At 74.1% G+C, this 16,922-nt stretch carries 1 protein-coding gene; it reads right to left on the reverse strand.

Annotation, left to right across the window (positions count from 1 at the left end; translation table 11 throughout):
- Positions 1-44 precede the first annotated feature (44 nt).
- Positions 45-16,895 carry a type I polyketide synthase gene (locus RM609_RS01375; RefSeq protein WP_311607167.1) on the reverse strand — a complete coding sequence of 5,617 codons (16,851 nt, stop codon included), beginning with the start codon at positions 16,893-16,895 and terminating at the stop codon, positions 45-47.
- Between the last annotated feature and the right edge of the window lie 27 nt (positions 16,896-16,922).

Genomic DNA, 16,922 nt, shown 5'->3' on the forward strand with positions numbered 1-16,922 from the left:
GCGCCACGGCGGGCGGCCCGGAGGCCGCCCGCCGTGGTCGTGCGTCAGGCGCCGGTGATCGTCCCCAGCCAGTCCTCCATGATCGCGGCCGTGGTGGCGGAGTCCTCACGGACCATGGACAGGTGGTCGGCGTCGACCATGCGGACGTGCGCCGACGGGATCAGCGGCTCCTGCTGTCCGCCGGCCTCCCCGCCGGTGCCGAGCGCCTCCGACTCCGTGCCCAGCAGCTGCCGGTCGCACTGGATCATCAGGACGGGCGCGGTGGTCGGCTGCACCTCCAGCCGGTTCAGCAGGACCATCCAGCGGCCCATCGCCGAGAGCCGGGAGTTCGTCATCCGCACCGGGGAGGCGTCGCGGCCCGCGAAGTTGAGCCGCATCATGCCCGCGTAGTCGACTCCCTCGTCGCTGTTGTGCTGGATGCTGAGGGTGTCCAGCAGGACCACGGCCTCCGGCCGGATGCCCCAGGTGCTCTCCAGCAGCCCGGCGGCCGCGTAGGCGAACGAGCCTCCGGAGGAGTGGCCGACCAGGACGAACGGAGCGCCGTCGCTGGCGCGCAGCGCGCTCTCCGCGATCACCCGCGTGGCGCTCTCGGGCGTCGCGGGCAGCCGCTCACCGGTGGCGAAGCCGATCAGCGGCAGCGCCGACACGTCCCGCCGGCCCCGGAAGTGCGCGGCGAGCCGGGCGTACTGGTGGACGCCGCCGTTGGCGGTGGGCGCGCTCACACAGATCAGCTTCGGCCCGTCCGGGCCCTCGGCGAGGGTCGCCGGCAGCGGCAGGTCCTCCAGCTCGGCCGTCGCCTCGAACGTCGGGCGCAGCGCCGCGACGGTCGCGAGCATCTTCTGCGCCTCCGGCATCTTGCCGTTGGTCATCGCGTCGAGGAACAGCCGCTCCAGCGAGTCGATCTCCGGCTCGCCGGACGGGATCCGCAGCCCCTCCCCCTCCGTGGTGCCGTCCGGGCCGGGCTGCGAGGCGAGCTCGCTGCGCAGCCAGGCCGCCAGGTCGGCGGGGGTCTTGCTGTCGAAGACGAGGGTCGCGGGCAGCCGCAGTCCGGTGGCGGCCGCGAGCCGGTTGCGGAGCTCCACCGAGGTCAGGGAGTCGAAGCCCAGCTCGTAGAAGTCGCGCCGCTCGCCGATCTCCTCGACGGAGGCGTGGCCGAGGACGGCCGCCGCCTCGGTGCGGACGACGTCGACGACGTGCCGTACGCGGTCGGCCTCCGGCATCTCCAGCAGTCGCCGGGTGAACGAGGCGGGGGTGCCGGAGCCGCCCGCGGCGGTCGCGGCGGCGCGCCGGCCGCCCTTGACCAGGCCGCGGAAGAGCGGCGGCACGTCGCCCACGGGCCGCATGGTCCCGGCGGCCAGACCCAGCGGCACCACCAGCGACTCGTCGGAGCCGAGGGAGGAGAAGAACAGGTGGAGGCCCTGTTCGACCGTCAGGGGCGGCATGCCGCCGCTCTGCATCCGCTGGACGTCGGCCTCGCTGAGCTTGCTGGTCATACCGGCGTCCTGGGCCCACGGTCCCCACGCCAGCGACATCCCGGCGAGACCCTGGTCCCGGCGGCGCCGGGCGAGGAGGTCCAGGAAGACGTTGGCGGCGGCGTAGTTGCCCTGGCCGGGGCTGCCCATGGTGCCCGCGACGGACGAGAAGGTGATGAAGGCGGCCAGGTCGGCGCCCAGCTCCCGGGTGACCTCGTGGAGGTTCCACGCGGCGTCGACCTTCGGGCGCAGGACGCCCGAGAGCCGGTCCGGGGTCAGGGAGGTGATCACACCGTCGTCGAGGACACCGGCCGTGTGGATCACGGCGGTCAGCGGATGGGCGGCGGGGATCGATCCGATCAGCTCGCGGGTCGCGTCGCGGTCCGCCGTGTCACAGGCGGCGACGGTGGGCTCCGCGCCCAGCGCCCGCAGCTCCTCGGCCAGTTCGGCGGCGCCGGGCGCGGCGGGGCCGCGCCGGCTGGTCAGCAGCAGGTGCCGTACGCCGGAGGCGGCGAGCCGCCGGGCGAGATGCCCGCCCAGGGCGCCCGTACCACCGGTGATGAGCACGGTCCCGTCGACGGGCCAGGGCGACTCGCCGGTAGGCCGGGCCGGGTCCGCGGTGGCGGGCAGCTGGGCCAGCCGGCCCACCCGCGCCTCCCCGCCACGTACGACGAACTGGGCGTCGCCGCTGGCCAGCAGGCCCGGCAGGACCGGGAGCAGCGAGGACAGGTCGGCGTCGGCGTCGAGGTCCACCAGTACGAACCGGTCGGGGTGTTCCGCGTGCGCCGAGCGCACCAGGCCCCAGACCGTACCGGCGGCCAGATCCGCGACGGCGTCGCCCGCCCCGGCGGCCACGGCGCCACGGGTGACGAAGACGAGCCGGGAGGCGGCGTACCGGTCGTCGGCCAGCCACTGCTGGAGGAGCTGGAGGACACGGCCGGTCAGGGCGTGCACGGCGGCGGGGACGTCGCCGTCGTCGGCGGTGCCGGAGAGGTTTCCGGTGAGGTGGACGAGGACCAGGTCCTCGTCGCCCTCGACGCCCGCCAGGGACACGGTCCCGTCGGCGCCGGTGCCGAGCGTCACCGACCGTACGCTCCGGTCGGCGCGTACCTCGGGCGCCGGGATCCAGTCCACGCGGAACAGCGGATCGCGTCCTCGGGCAGCGGTGATCTCCGCCGAAGGAGCACTCAGCGTCAGGGATTCCGCCGAGAGAACGGGCGCGCCATCGGCGTCGACCGCCGCGAGGGACACGGTGTCCTCGCCGGTACGGGCGATCCGGGCGCGCAGCACGGAGGCGCCGGCGGCGTGCAGGGAGACCCCGCTCCACTCGGCGGCCTGCGGGATCACGTCCTCGTCCGCGCCGCCCGCGAACCCGGCGGCGTGGATGACCGCGTCGAGCAGCGCCGGGTGGAGCCCGAAGTACCGGGCGTCGTCGGCGGCGTCCCCGGGCAGCCCGGCCTCGACGAACGCCTCGTCGCCGCGGACCCAGACCGCCCGCAGGCCCTGGAAGGCCGGGCCGTAGTGCGTGGCGTCGTAGAAGCCGTCCAGGTCGACGGCCGTGGCGCCGGTGGGCGGCCAGGTGGAGACGTCCAGGTCCGCGACCCGCTCGCCGGAGGCGAGGAGGCCGGTGGCGTGCTCGGTCCACGGCTGGTCGAGGGCGTCCTCGGGCCGGGAGTGGACCCGGATCGGGCGGGCCCCCGCCTCGTCCGGCGCGCCGATCCACACCTGGAGGGCGAGCGCGGAGGCGCCGGTGAGCGCGAGCGGCTTCGTCACGGTCAGAGTCTCGACCCGGTCGCAGCCGACCTGGTCGCCCGCGCGCACCGCGATCTCCACGAACCCGGCGGTGGGCATGACGACCGCCTCGCCCACCGTGTTGTCGGTGAGCCAGCCGTGCACCAGCAGCGAGAGCCGGCTGGTGAACAGCACCCCGCCGGCCTCCGCGAGCGACACCGCGGCACCGAGGAGGGGGTGGTCCGCGGGCACCAGACCCGCCGACGTCACATCACCGCTGAGGGCGGCGGGGCGGGGCCAGAAGCGCTCGTGCTGGAAGGCGTACGTGGGCAGGTCGACGCGCCGGGCGGACGTACCGGCGAACCAGGCCGCCCAGTCGACCTCGACACCGGAGACGTACAGCTGGGCGAGGGCGGTGAGGAGAGCGGTCTCCTCGGGGCGGTCCTTGCGCAGGGCCGGGAGGGAAATCAGATCCCGGTCGGGGTCGAGGGTGTGCTGGGCGAGGGCGGTGAGGACACCGTCCGGGCCGAGCTCGAAGAAGGCGGTAGCGCCCGCCTCGCTCAACGCACGGACACCGTCGGCGAAACGGACGGCCTCGCGGACGTGGCGGACCCAGTACTCGGGGGTGGCGACGAGCTCGGCCGAGGCGAGCTCGCCCGTCACGTTCGAGATCAGGGGAATGGTGGGGGCCTGGAAGGAAAGCCCCTCGATGGCCCGGCGGAAGTCCTCCAGCATCGGATCCATCAGCGGCGAGTGGAACGCATGGCTGACGGACAGCCGCTGGGTCTTACGACCCTCAGCGGCCAGACCCTCCGCGATCCGCAGAACAGCCGACTCCTCACCCGCGATGACAACGGCATCGGGGCCATTGACAGCGGCGATCGAGACATCAGCGGTGAGACGAGGCACGACCTCGTCCTCCGACGCCTGCACAGCCACCATCGCACCACCGGAAGGCAGCGCGTTCATCAGGCGAGCACGCGCCGCAACGAGGACACACGCGTCCTCAAGAGAGAACACACCCGCAACGTGCGCGGCGGCGATCTCACCGATGGAGTGACCGGCGAGGAAGTCCGGACGCACTCCCCACGACTCCACCAGCCTGAACAACGCCACTTCGAGCGCGAAAAGCGCCGGCTGAGTAAAGCCCGTCCCATTCAGCGCCTCGGCATCCTCGCCGAACATGACGTCCCGCAGCGGACGCTCCAGCTCCGCGTCCAGCAGTGCCGCCGCCGCGTCGAAGGCCTCCGCGAAGGCGGGGAAGCGCTCGTACAGCTCCCGGCCCATGCCCGCGCGCTGCGAGCCCTGGCCCGAGAAGAGCACCGCGAGCGACCGGTCCACGGCGACCCCGCGAGCCACCTCGTCCCCTGCCAGCAGCACCGCGCGGTGGTCGAAGACCGACCGCCCCGCCGCCAGCGAGAATCCGACGTCAACCGCATCGCCATCCGCCGAGGACGTCAGGCGCTCCACCTGCTCCGCCAGCGCTCCCTCCGACTTGGCCGACACCACCCACGGCACCAGCCCATCAGACGAAGCACCAGCATCAACACCAACCTCAGGAGCCTGCTCCACGATCACATGCGCGTTGGTGCCGCTGATGCCGAACGACGACACACCCGCACGCCACGGACGGCTGACCTCCGGCCAGGCCCGCGCCTCCGTCAGCAGTTCCACCGCACCCGCCGACCAGTCCACGTGGGAGGACGGCTCGTCGAGGTGGAGCGTCTTCGGCAGGACGCCGTGGCGCAGTGCCAGCACGGTCTTGATGACGCCGGCGACGCCGGCCGCGGCCTGCGCGTGGCCGATGTTGGACTTGAGCGAGCCGAGCAGCAGCGGCCGGTCGGCCGGGCGCTCCTGGCCGTAGGTGGCGAGGAGGGCCTGGGCCTCGATGGGGTCGCCGAGCGGGGTGCCCGTGCCGTGGCCCTCGACGGCGTCGACGTCCGCGGCGTTGAGGCCCGCGGCGGCCAGGGCCTGGCGGATGACGCGTTGCTGGGAGGGGCCGTTGGGGGCGGTGATGCCGTTGGAGGCGCCGTCCTGGTTGACGGCGGAGCCCCGGACGACCGCCAGCACCGTGTGACCGTTGCGGCGCGCGTCGGAGAGGCGCTCCAGGACGAGCATGCCGACGCCCTCGGACCAGGCGGTGCCGTCGGCGGCGTCCGAGTAGGCCTTGCAGCGGCCGTCGGGGGCCAGGCCGCCCTGGACGGTGAAGCCGGCGAAGCTCGCCGGGGTCGTCATCACGGTGACGCCGCCGGCCAGGGCCAGCGAGCACTCGCCGTCGCGCAGGGCCTGCGCGGCCCAGTGGAGGGCCACCAGGGAGGACGAGCACGCGGTGTCGAGCGTGGCGGCGGGGCCCTCCAGGCCGAAGGTGTAGGAGATCCGGCCGGAGATCACGCTGCTGGCGAGGCCGGTGCCGGTGTGGCCGGCGACGTCCTCGCGGGAGTTCAGCACCAGCTGGGCGTAGTCCAGGCCGTTGGTGCCGACGTAGACGCCGGTCCGGCTGCCGTGGAGGCTCTCGGGGGCGATCCCGGCGCGTTCGAAGGCCTCCCAGGAGGTCTCCAGCAGGAGCCGCTGCTGCGGGTCCATGGCCAGGGCCTCGCGCGGCGAGATGCCGAAGAATCCGGCGTCGAAGCCGGCGACCCCGTCGAGGAAGCCGCCTTCCAGCGTGGCACTGCGGCCCCGGCCGCCGGGGCCGCCGGTGCGCAGGGTTTCCAGGTCCCAGCCGCGGTCGGCGGGGAAGGGGCTGATGCCGTCGCGTCCTTCGGAGACCAGTCGCCACAGGTCTTCCGGCGAGGTCACCCCGCCGGGCAGACGGCAGGCCATGCCGACGATCGCGATCGGGTCATCGGCGAGCGAGAACGCCTCCGGCAGGCCGCCGCCGTCGGCGGTGCCCAGCTCGTCCTCTGCCCCGGTTCCGTCGGACAGCTGGGCGAGAAGGTGCTCGGCGAGCGCCGTGGACGTGGGGTAGTCGAAGACTGTGGTGGCCGAGAGGTGGAGGCCGGTGGCCAGGTTGATCCGGTTGGGCAGTTCGATCGCGGTCAGCGAGTCGAAGCCGAGGTCGCGGAACTTCCGGTCGGATTCGACGGCCGCCGCGTCGGCGTGGCCGAGAACGGCCGCCACGTGCGTCCGGACCATGGCAACGAGCGGTTCGAGCCGCTCGGGCGCGGGCAGTCGCCGCAGCCGCTGCCGCAGGGCGGAGCCGGCCGAGTCGCTCTCCTCACGGGAAGCGGTGGTCTCCGTACGGGTGGTGCGGATGCCCGGCAGGTCCTTGAACAGGGCGCTGTCCCGGACGCCGAGGAGGGTGTCGAGGACGCGCGGCTGCTGAAGGTCGAGGAGGACGAGGCCGGGCTCGGGCCGGGTGACGGCCTGCCGTACGGCGGCGATCGCCAGGTCCGGGTGGACGGCGGGGTACGGCTGCTGGGGGTTCCCGATCGGCTGTCCGTCGCCCGACGGTTCGTCACCGATCCAGGCGCCCCAGGCCAGGGAGGTCGCGGTGAAGCCCTCGGCGCGGCGCCGGGCGGCCAGGGCGTCGAGGACCGCGTTGGCCGCGGCGAGGGTGGCGCGGCCCGCGCTGCCGACGGTGCCCGCGACGGACGAGAACAGCACGAAGGCCGCGAGGTCGTGGTCGCGCGTCAGCTCGTCCAGGTGGAGGGCGGCGGCGACCTTCGCGCGGTGGACGGCGGCGAACCGTTCGGGGGTGAGGTCGGCCAGTACGCCGTCGTCGACGACGCCGGCCGCGTGCACCACGGCGGTCAGCGGCGCGTCCTCGGGGACGGCGGCGAGCACGCCCGCGAGCGCGTCGCGGTCGGCCGCGTCGCAGGCGGCGACGGTGACCTTCGCACCCAGCTCGCGCAGTTCCGCCGCGAGTCCGGCGGCGCCGGGCGCCTCCTCGCCCCGGCGGCCGACGAGCACGAGGTGGTGCGCGCCCGCCTCGGCCAGCCAGCGGGCGATCCGTCCGCCGCGGCCGCCCGTACCGCCGGTGATCAGTACGGTGCCCTTGGGCTCCCAGCCGTCGTCCGGCGCGCCCGCGGGGGTCTGCGCCAGCCGGCGGCCGTACACGGCGGAGGAGCGCACGGCGATCTGGTCCTCGCCGTCGGAGCCGGTCAGGACGCCCGCGAGGCGGTGGGCGGTCCGGTCGTCGAGGTCCTCGGGGAGGTCGACGAGGCCGCCCCACTCCGCCGGGTACTCCAGGGCCGCCACCCGGCCCAGGCCCCAGACGCCCGCCTGTTCGGGGGCGGTGAGCCGGTCCGAGCGGCCGATGGAGACCGCGCCGCGCGTCACGCACCACAGCGGGGCCGTGACACCCGCGTCGCGCAGGGCCTGGAGGAGGACGGCGGTCGAGGCGACCGCGCCGTCCATGAAGGGCGCGAGCAGGGAGATCACGCCCGCGAAGGGCGTGCCGGCGTCGGCCAGTTCACGCAGCCGCTCCGCCAGGGCCTCCCGGTCCGGGGCGGTGGCCCCGGGGGCGAGGTCGATGTCGAGGCGGATCGTGTCGGCCCCGACGGCCTCGGTCACGGCCGTGGCCCACGCCTCGTCGGCGGGGGCGAGGGCGGTGGGGGCCGGGGCGACGACGAGCCAGGTGCCCGCCGGGCGGCGGCCGGGCGTACCACCGGACAGCGGCTTCCACGCCTCGCGGAAGCGTATGGCGTCCAGCATGGCCTGGCCGCGCCGGTGGCGGCGCCAGGTGGACAGGGCGGGCAGGACGGCGCCGAGGGCCTCGGCGCTCACGTCGAGGTCGGCGGCGAGGCCGTCGACGTCGAGGTCCTCGCCCTCGACGACGGCCCAGAACCGCTGGTCGACCGGGTCGCCGGCGGAGTCCACCGGGCCGGCCGCCGCGGGCCGGGGCCAGAAGCGCCGGCCCTGGAAGGCGTACGTGGGCAGCTCGACCCGCCGGGTGCCCGTGCCGTCGAACAGCGCGGCCCAGTCGACGTCGACGCCCGCCGCGTACAGCTCGGCGACCGCGGTGACGAGCGTGGTCTCCTCGGGGCGGCCCTTGCGCAGGGCGGGTACGGAGACGACGGCCCCGGTCCCGTCGAGGCTGTGCCGGGCGAGGGCGGTGAGGACACCGTCCGGGCCCAGCTCCAGGAAGGCGGTGGCGCCTTCGGCCGCCAGCGCCCGTACGCCGTCGGCGAAGCGGACGGTCTCGCGGACGTGGCTCACCCAGTAGTCCGCCGAGCGCGGCAGGCCCGGCGCGGCCACGGCACCCGTGACGTTGGAGATCAGGGGGATGCGGGGTTCGCCGAACGTCAGGTCCTCGACGACCTGGTGGAAGTCCTCCAGCATCGGGTCCATCAGCGGCGAGTGGAACGCATGGCTCACCGACAGCCGCTGGGTCTTGCGGCCCTCGGCGGCCAGACCCTCCGCGATCCGCAGAACAGCCGACTCCTCACCCGCGATGACAACGGCGTCGGGGCCGTTGACAGCGGCGATCGACACGCCGGCGGTCAGCAGGACCTCGACCTCGTCCTCGGACGCCTGGACGGCGACCATCGCACCGCCGGCGGGCAGTTCGCCCATCAGCCGGGCGCGGGCCGCGACGAGCTTGCAGGCGTCCTCCAGCGAGAACACACCCGCGACATGCGCCGCCGTGATCTCGCCGACGGAGTGACCGGCGACGAGGTCCGGACGTACTCCCCACGACTCGACCAGCCTGAACAGCGCCACTTCGAGTGCGAAGAGCGCGGGCTGTGCGAAGCCGGTCCCGTCCAGCAGGGCCGCGTCGCCCTCGAACATCACCTCGCGCAGCGGACGCGGACGCTCCAGCTCCGCGTCCAGCAGCGCCGTCACCGCGTCCAGCGCTTCCGCGAAGACCGGGAACCGGGCGTACAGCTCCCGGCCCATCCCGACCCGCTGCGAGCCCTGGCCCGAGAACACCACGGCCAGCGACCCGGCCGAGGCGGCGCTACCGCGTGCCGCCTCGGCCGTCCGGCCGTCGGCGTCCGTCAGCAGCACCGCGCGGTGGTCGAAGGCCGACCGGCCGGCCGCCAGCGAGAAACCGACCTCGGCGGGCGTCAGTTCCGGCCGCTCGGCCACCCAGGAGCGCAGCCGCTCCAGCTGGGCGTCCAGCGCGTCGGCCGACTTGGCCGAGACGGGCCACGCGACGGCCGTCATGGCGTCGGACCGGCCGTCCCGCTCTTCCGCCCCGTCCTTCGGCTCGGGTGCCGGGGCCTGCTCCAGGATCGTGTGCGCGTTGGTGCCGCTGATGCCGAACGCCGACACGGCCGCCCGGCGGGGCCGGCCCGTCTCGGGCCAGGCCTGCTCCTCCGTGAGCAGCCGCACGTCACCGGCCGTCCAGTCGACGTGCGAGGACGGCGCGTCGATGTGCAGGGACTTCGGGAGGGTCCCGTGGCGCATCGCCATGACCATCTTGATGACGCCCGCGACACCGGCGGCCGACTGGGTGTGGCCGATGTTGGACTTGATCGAGCCCAGCAGCAGCGGCTGTCCCTCCGCACGGCCCTGGCCGTAGGTGGCCAGCACGGCCTGGGCCTCGATCGGGTCGCCCAGCGTCGTGCCCGTGCCGTGCGCCTCCACGGCGTCGACGTCGGCCGTCGACAGTCCGGCGCTCGCGAGGGCCTGGCGGATGACGCGCTGCTGGGAGGGCCCGTTGGGGGCGGTGAGGCCGTTGGAGGCGCCGTCCTGGTTGATGGCCGAGCCGCGCAGGACGGCCAGTACCTCGTGGCCGTTGCGGCGGGCGTCGGAGAGCCGCTCCACGACGAGCATGCCGACGCCCTCCGACCAGCCCGTGCCGTCGGCCGTGTCGGAGAAGGCCTTGCAGCGGCCGTCCGCGGCGAGCCCGCCCTGGCGGGTGAAGCCCGGGAAGCCGACGGAGGTGGACATGATGGTGACACCGCCGGCCAGCGCCAGCGAGCACTCGCCCGAGCGCAGGGCCTGCGCGGCCCAGTGCAGGGCCACCAGGGAGGACGAGCACGCGGTGTCGAGGGTGACGGCCGGGCCCTCCAGGCCGAAGGTGTACGAGACGCGTCCGGAGACGACGCTCGCGGCGAGGCCGGTGCTGGTGTGGCCCTCGACGTCGTCGTCGGAGTTCATCACCAGCATCGTGTAGTCCTGGCCGCCGGTGCCGACGAAGACGCCGGTGCGGCTGCCGCGCAGGCTCTCGGGTGCGATCCCGGCCCGCTCGAACGCCTCCCACGAGGTCTGGAGGAGGAGCCGCTGCTGCGGGTCCATGGCGAGGGCCTCGCGCGGGGAGATCCCGAAGAAGTCGGCGTCGAAGTCGGCGATGCCGTGGAGGAAGCCGCCCCGCGAGGTGGCACTGCGGCCCCGGCCGCCGTCCCGGTCGTCGCCGCCCAGCAGGGTGTCGAGGTCCCAGTCGCGGTCGGTGGGGAAGTCGGAGATGCCCTCGCCGCCCTGGGCGACGAGCCGCCACAGGTCCTCCGGCGAGTTCACGCCGCCCGGCAGCCGGCACGCCATGCCGACGATGACGATCGGGTCGTCGGCGACGTCGACGGCCGCGGCGCCGGTGTGCGCGGGCGTGTCGGCGTTGTCGTGCTCGTCCAGCAGCAGGGCCAGCAGGTGTTCGCCGAGCGCGGTGGGCGTGGGGTAGTCGAAGACCAGGGTCGCGGAGAGCCGCAGGCCGGTGGCGGTGCTGAGCCGGTTGCGGAGCTCGACGGCAGTCAGCGAGTCGAAGCCCAGGTCGTGGAATTCACGCCGGTCGCCGACGGCCTTGGCGGAGGCGTGGCCCAGAACGGCGGCCGCCTCGGCCCGTACGAGGTCCACGACGAAGCGGAGGCGCTCGTCCTCGCGCAGCTCCCCCAGCCGGCGGGTGAGCACGGCGGCCGTGCCCGCGCCGGCGGCGGTGGTCGCGGCGGCGCGCCGGGTCGTCTTCACCAGGCCGCGCAGAACGGGCGGGACCGGTCCGGCCACCCGGACGGGGCCGGAGACGGCGCCGATGGCGACGAGGTGGGCGGCGTCGCAGATCCCGGCGGCGTCGAAGAACGCCAGGCCCTGCTCGACGGTCAGCGGCGGCACCCCGGACGAGGCGATGCGCTTCATGTCGGCCTCGGACAGCGTGCCCGTCATACCGGTCGACTGCGTCCAGGCGCCCCACGACAGGGACTGGGCGGCGAGGCCCAGGGCCGTACGGTGCCGGGCCAGCGTGTCGAGGAAGACGTTGCCGGCGGCGTAGTTGCCCTGTCCGGCGGCGCCGGTGACTCCGGCGATCGACGAGAAGAGGACGAAGGCGGCGAGGTCGAGGTCCTTGGTGAGGTCGTGGAGGTGCCAGGCCGCGTCCACCTTCGGGGACATGACGGAGGAGAGCCGCTCCGGGGTCAGCCAGGCGACGACGCCGTCGTCGAGGATGCCCGCCGTGTGGATCACCGCTGTCAGCGGGTGGGCGGCCGGGATCCCGGCCAGCACGGCGGCGAGCGCGTCGCGGTCGGCCACGTCGCAGGCGGCGACGGCGACCTCGGCGCCCGCGGCGGTCAGCTCCTCGCGGAGCTCCGCCACGCCCGTGGCCTCCGGGCCGCTGCGGCTGACGAGCAGCAGGTGCTTGACGCCGCGTTCGGCGACGAGATGGCGGGCCAGCACGCCGCCGAGGCCGCCGGTGCCGCCAGTGATGAGGACGGTGCCCTCGGGGTCCCAGGCGCGGGGCATGGTGAGGACGATCTTGCCGATGTGGCGGGCCTGGCTCATGTGGCGGAAGGCCTCGCGCGCCCGGCGGACGTCCCAGGTGGCAACGGGCAGCGGCCGCAGCGCGTCCTCGGCGAACAGCCCGAGCAGCTCGGACAGCATCCCCTGGATCCGGTCCGGCCCGGCCTCGACGAGGTCGAAGGCCCGGTACCGCACCTCGGCGCCGTCGATCCCGGTCACGGACCGGGGGTCACGGACGTCGGTCTTGCCCATCTCCAGGAAGTGGCCCCCGGGGGCCACGAGGCGGAGGGAGGCGTCCACGAACTCGCCGGCCAGGGCGTTGAGGACGACGTCGACGCCGCGTCCGCCCGTGGTCGCGAGGAACCGCTGCTCGAAATCGGTGGTCCGGGAGGAGGCGATGTGGTCGTCGGGGACGCCCAGTTCACGAAGGGTGTCCCACTTGGCCTCGCCGGCGGTGGCGAACACCTCGACGCCCAGGTGCCGGGCCAGCTGGATCGCGGCCATGCCGACGCCGCCGGCGCCCGCGTGGACCAGGATCGACTGCCCGGCCCGCATCCCGGCCAGGTCCTTCAGCGCGTAGAGGGCGGTGAGGAACACCAGCGGCACCGACGCCGCCTCCTCCGCCGTCCACTGCTCCGGCACCCGCGCCAGGAACCGCTCGTCGACGACGGCCATGGTGCCGAAGCCACCGGGCACCATGCCCATGACCCGGTCGCCCACCCGCACACCGGTGACCTCGGGCCCGGTCTCGACGACGACACCGGCGGCCTCGGCGCCCAGCAGCCCTGCCTCACCCGGGTACATGCCCAGGGCGTTCAGCACGTCACGGAAGTTCACACCGGCGGCCTCGACCCCGACCCGGACCTGTCCGGGCGCGAGGGGCGCCAGCGTCTCGGGGCACGGAGCGAGCACCAGCCCGTCCAGGCTGCCCTTGGCGGCCGTGTCCAGCCGCCACGGCACCCCGGCGGGCGGCAGCAGACCGGCGGCCGCGCTCAGGTGGTCGAGCCGGCCCACGCGGACGAGGCCGTCGCGTACGACGAACTGGGCGTCGTCCGTGGCGAGCAGAGCCGGCAGGACGGGCAGCAGCGGGGCGAGGTCGGCGGCCTCGTCGAGGTCGAGGAGGACGAGCCGCCCGGGGTGCTCCGACTGCGCCGAGCGCACCAGGCCCCATACGGCACTCGCGGCGATGTCCGCCACGGCCTCGCCGTCGTCGGCCGACACGGCGTTACGGGTGACGAAGACGAGACGGGAGCGTTCGGAGTGGCGCTGGGTGAGCCAGTCGTGGAGCAGGTGGAGGACACGGGTCGTCAGCTCGTGGGCGACGGCGGGAACGTCGCCGGGCGTGGCGGCGCCGTCGGAGGTACCGGAGACGTGGACGAGGACCAGGTCCTCGTCGCCGTCGAGGTCGGCCAGGCCGGCGACGGTCGCGCCGAGGCCCGGCCCGTCGGTGCCCAGCGACACGGCCTTGACCGCCGCGACCGCGGCCACGTCCGGGGCGGGGATCCAGTCGAGCGACAGGAGCGCGTCGTGCTCGGCGCTACGAGCGGCGGCGGCAGGGGACACGACGGCGGACCGGGCGCGGAAGGCGAGGGTCTCCACCGACAGCACCGGGGCGCCCTCGACGTCGACGACCGCGATGGACACCGACTCGTCGCCGGCCCGCGCCAGCCGGGCCCGCACCACGGACGCCCCGCCGGCGTGCAGCGACACACCGCTCCAGCCGAAGGGCATCAGCAGGTGGTGCTCGTCACCCACACCGGCGAAGCCGTGGGCGTGCAGCACCGCGTCCAGCAGGGCCGGGTGAAGGCCGAAGGCACCGGCGTCCCCGGCGGCGTCGGCGGGCAACGCGGCCTCGACGAACACCTCGCCCTCGCGCAGCCACACCGACCGCAGCCCCTGGAAGACGGGCCCGTACTCGGTCCGCCCGTAGAACTCCTCGAGGTCGACGACCACCGCGTTCTGCGGCGGCCAGACCGTCGCGTCGAAGGCGGCGACACGCTCGCCCGTCGTCAGCGTGCCGGTGGCGTGCTCGGTCCACGGCCGGCCGGGGGCGTCGTCCGGACGGGAGTGGACGGTCAGGGCACGGGCGCCCGACTCGTCGGGCGCGCCGACCAGCACCTGGATCAGGACCGCGCCCTCCTCGGGCAGCACCAGCGGGGCGAGGAGCGCGAACTCCTCCACCCGGTCGCAACCGACCTGGTCCCCGGCACGCAGGGCCAGCTCCAGGAACCCGGTGCCGGGGAACAGCACGGAGTCGCCCAGGACATGATCGGCCAGCCACGGGTGGGTGCGCAGCGACAGCTTGCCGGTGAACAGCACCTCCTCGGAGTCCGCGAGGGCGAGCGTGGCACCGAGGAGGGGGTGCCCGGCGGGCATCAGCCCGGCACCGGTGACGTCGCCGGTGAGGGCGGCGGGGCGGGGCCAGAAGCGCTCGTGCTGGAAGGCGTACGTGGGCAGGTCGACGTGGCGGGCGGACGTACCGGCGAACCAGGCCGCCCAGTCGACCTCGACACCGGAGACGTGGAGCTGGGCGAGGGCGGTGAGCAGGGCGGTCTCTTCCGGGCGGCCCTTGCGGAGAGCCGGGACGGAGACCAGATCCTGGTCGGCGTCGAGGGTGTGCTGGGCGAGGGCAGTGAGCACACCGTCCGGGCCGAGCTCGAAGAAGGCCGTAGCACCTGCCTCGCTCAACGCACGGACACCGTCGGCGAAACGCACGGCCTCCCGGACGTGGCGGACCCAGTAGTCGGGGGTGGCGACGAGCTCGGCCGAAGCGAGCTCACCCGTCACGTTGGAGATGAGGGGAATGGTAGGTGCCTGGAAGGACAGCCCCTGGATGGCCCGGCGGAAGTCCTCCAGCATCGGGTCCATCAGCGGCGAGTGGAAGGCGTGGCTCACGGACAGCCGCTGGGTCTTACGACCCTCAGCAGCAAAACCTGCCGCAATGGCCAGGGCAGCGGCCTCGTCACCGGCGATGACGACAGCCGTCGGACCGTTGACGGCGGCGATGGACACGCCCTCGACCAGTCGACCCGCGACCTCGTCCTCGGACGCCTGCACGGCGACCATCGCGCCGCCGGAAGGCAGCGCGTTCATCAGCCTGGCCCGGGCCGCGACGAGGGAACACGCGTCCTCAAGAGAGAAGACACCGGCGATGTGCGCGGCAGCGATCTCACCGATCGAATGACCGGCGACGAAGTCCGGACGCACTCCCCACGACTCCACCAGCCTGAACAACGCCACTTCGAGCGCGAAAAGCGCAGGCTGAGTGAAACCCGTCCCGTTCAGCGCCTCGGCGTCATCGCCGAACATGACGTCCCGCAACCCGTCGAAACGAGCCGTCACCTCGTCCAGAGCTCCCGCGAACACCGGGAACCGGGCGTACAACTCCCGCCCCATCCCCAGCCGCTGCGACCCCTGACCCGAGAACAAGAACGCCGGCTTGCCCTCGACGTCCCCGGTGACGCCGCGCGCGACCTCATGCGCCTCGTCGCCGCCGGCCAGCAGCACGGCGCGGTGGGTGAGGTGGGAACGGCCGGTGGCCAGCGAGTGGCCGATGTCCGCCGGCGAGCCCGTGCCCACCAGGGCCGTGATCCGCTCCAGTTGCGCCGCCAGGGCGGCCTCGGTCTTGCCGGACACCGGCCAGGGCACCACGGTCGGCGACGGCGCCGCCGGGGCCGAAGCCGGCTCTTCGGCGGGCTCGTCCGCCGGGGCCTGCTCGACGATGACGTGCGCGTTCGTGCCGCTGATACCGAACGACGACACACCCGCGCGCCACGGCCGGTCCACCTCCGGCCACGCCCGCTCCTCCGTCAGCAGCTCCACCGCGCCCGCCGACCAGTCGACGTGAGTGGAGGGCTGGTCGACGTGCAGCGTCTTCGGCAGGACGCCGTGCCGCATCGACATGACCATCTTGATGATTCCGGCAACACCGGCCGCGGCCTGCGTATGGCCGATGTTGGACTTCACCGAACCCAGCCACAGCGGCCGGTCCGCATCCCGCTCACGACCGTACGTCGCCAGCAACGCCTGCGCCTCGATCGGGTCACCCAGCGTCGTACCCGTACCGTGCGCCTCGACCGCGTCCACGTCGGCCATCGACAGGCCCGCGCTGGCCAGCGCCTGGCGGATGACGCGCTGCTGCGACGGGCCGTTCGGCGCCGTCAGGCCGCTCGACGCGCCGTCCTGGTTCACCGCGGAACCGCGTATCACGCCCAGGATCCGGTGCCCGTTGCGCTTGGCGTCCGACAGGCGCTCCAGGACGAGCACGCCGACGCCCTCCGACCAGCCAGTGCCGTCGGCGGAGTCCGCGAACGCCTTGCAGCGGCCGTCCGCCGCCAGACCGCCCTGGCGGCTGAAGCCCGAGAAGCCCATCGGCGTCGACAGGACCGTCACACCGCCGGCGAGCGCCAGCGAGCACTCTTCGTTGCGCAGCGCGTGGGAGGCGAGGTGGAGGGCGACGAGCGACGACGAGCACGCCGTGTCGACCGTCACCGCCGGGCCCTCCAGCCCGAAGGTGTACGAGACGCGTCCGGAGAGGACGCTGCCGGCGAGGCTGGTGCCGCCGTGGCCCTCCACGTCCTCCTGCGAGTTCATCACGACGCCCGCGTAGTCCACACCGTTGGTGCCGACGAAGACGCCCGTCTTGCTGCCCTGGAGGGAGGCCGGGGCGATGCCCGCGCGCTCGAGCGCCTCCCAGGAGCTCTCCAGCAGCAGCCGCTGCTGCGGGTCCATCGTCACGGCCTCGCGCGGCGATATGCCGAAGAAGTCGGCGTCGAAGCCGGCCGCGTCGACGAAGCCGCCCTCGACGGTGGCACTGGCGCCACCGCCATCACCGCCGTCGCCCGTCAGGGCGTCGAGGTTCCAGCCACGGTCGGTCGGGAACGCAGTGATGCCGTCACGTCCCTCGTGCAGCATCCGCCACAGGTCCTCCGGCGACCGCACCCCGCCCGGCAGCCGGCAGGACATGCCCACGATGGCGATGGGCTCCTGCTTTCCGGCCTCGACTTCCAGCAGCCGTTGGCGGGTCTGGTGCAGATCTGCCGTGACCCACTTGAGGTAGTCAACGAGCTTGCTGTCGTTCGACATTGCGTGGAACCTTCCGTGTGAAGAATG

Origin of the sequence: Streptomyces hesseae (assembly GCF_031845785.1) — a bacterium.
Lineage (GTDB): Bacteria > Actinomycetota > Actinomycetes > Streptomycetales > Streptomycetaceae > Streptomyces > Streptomyces hesseae.

Excerpts from the sequence above, each read along its gene's own strand:
- RM609_RS01375 (WP_311607167.1), bottom strand. The coding sequence starts at position 16,895 with ATGTCGAACGACAGCAAGCTCGTTGACTACCTCAAGTGGGTCACGGCA.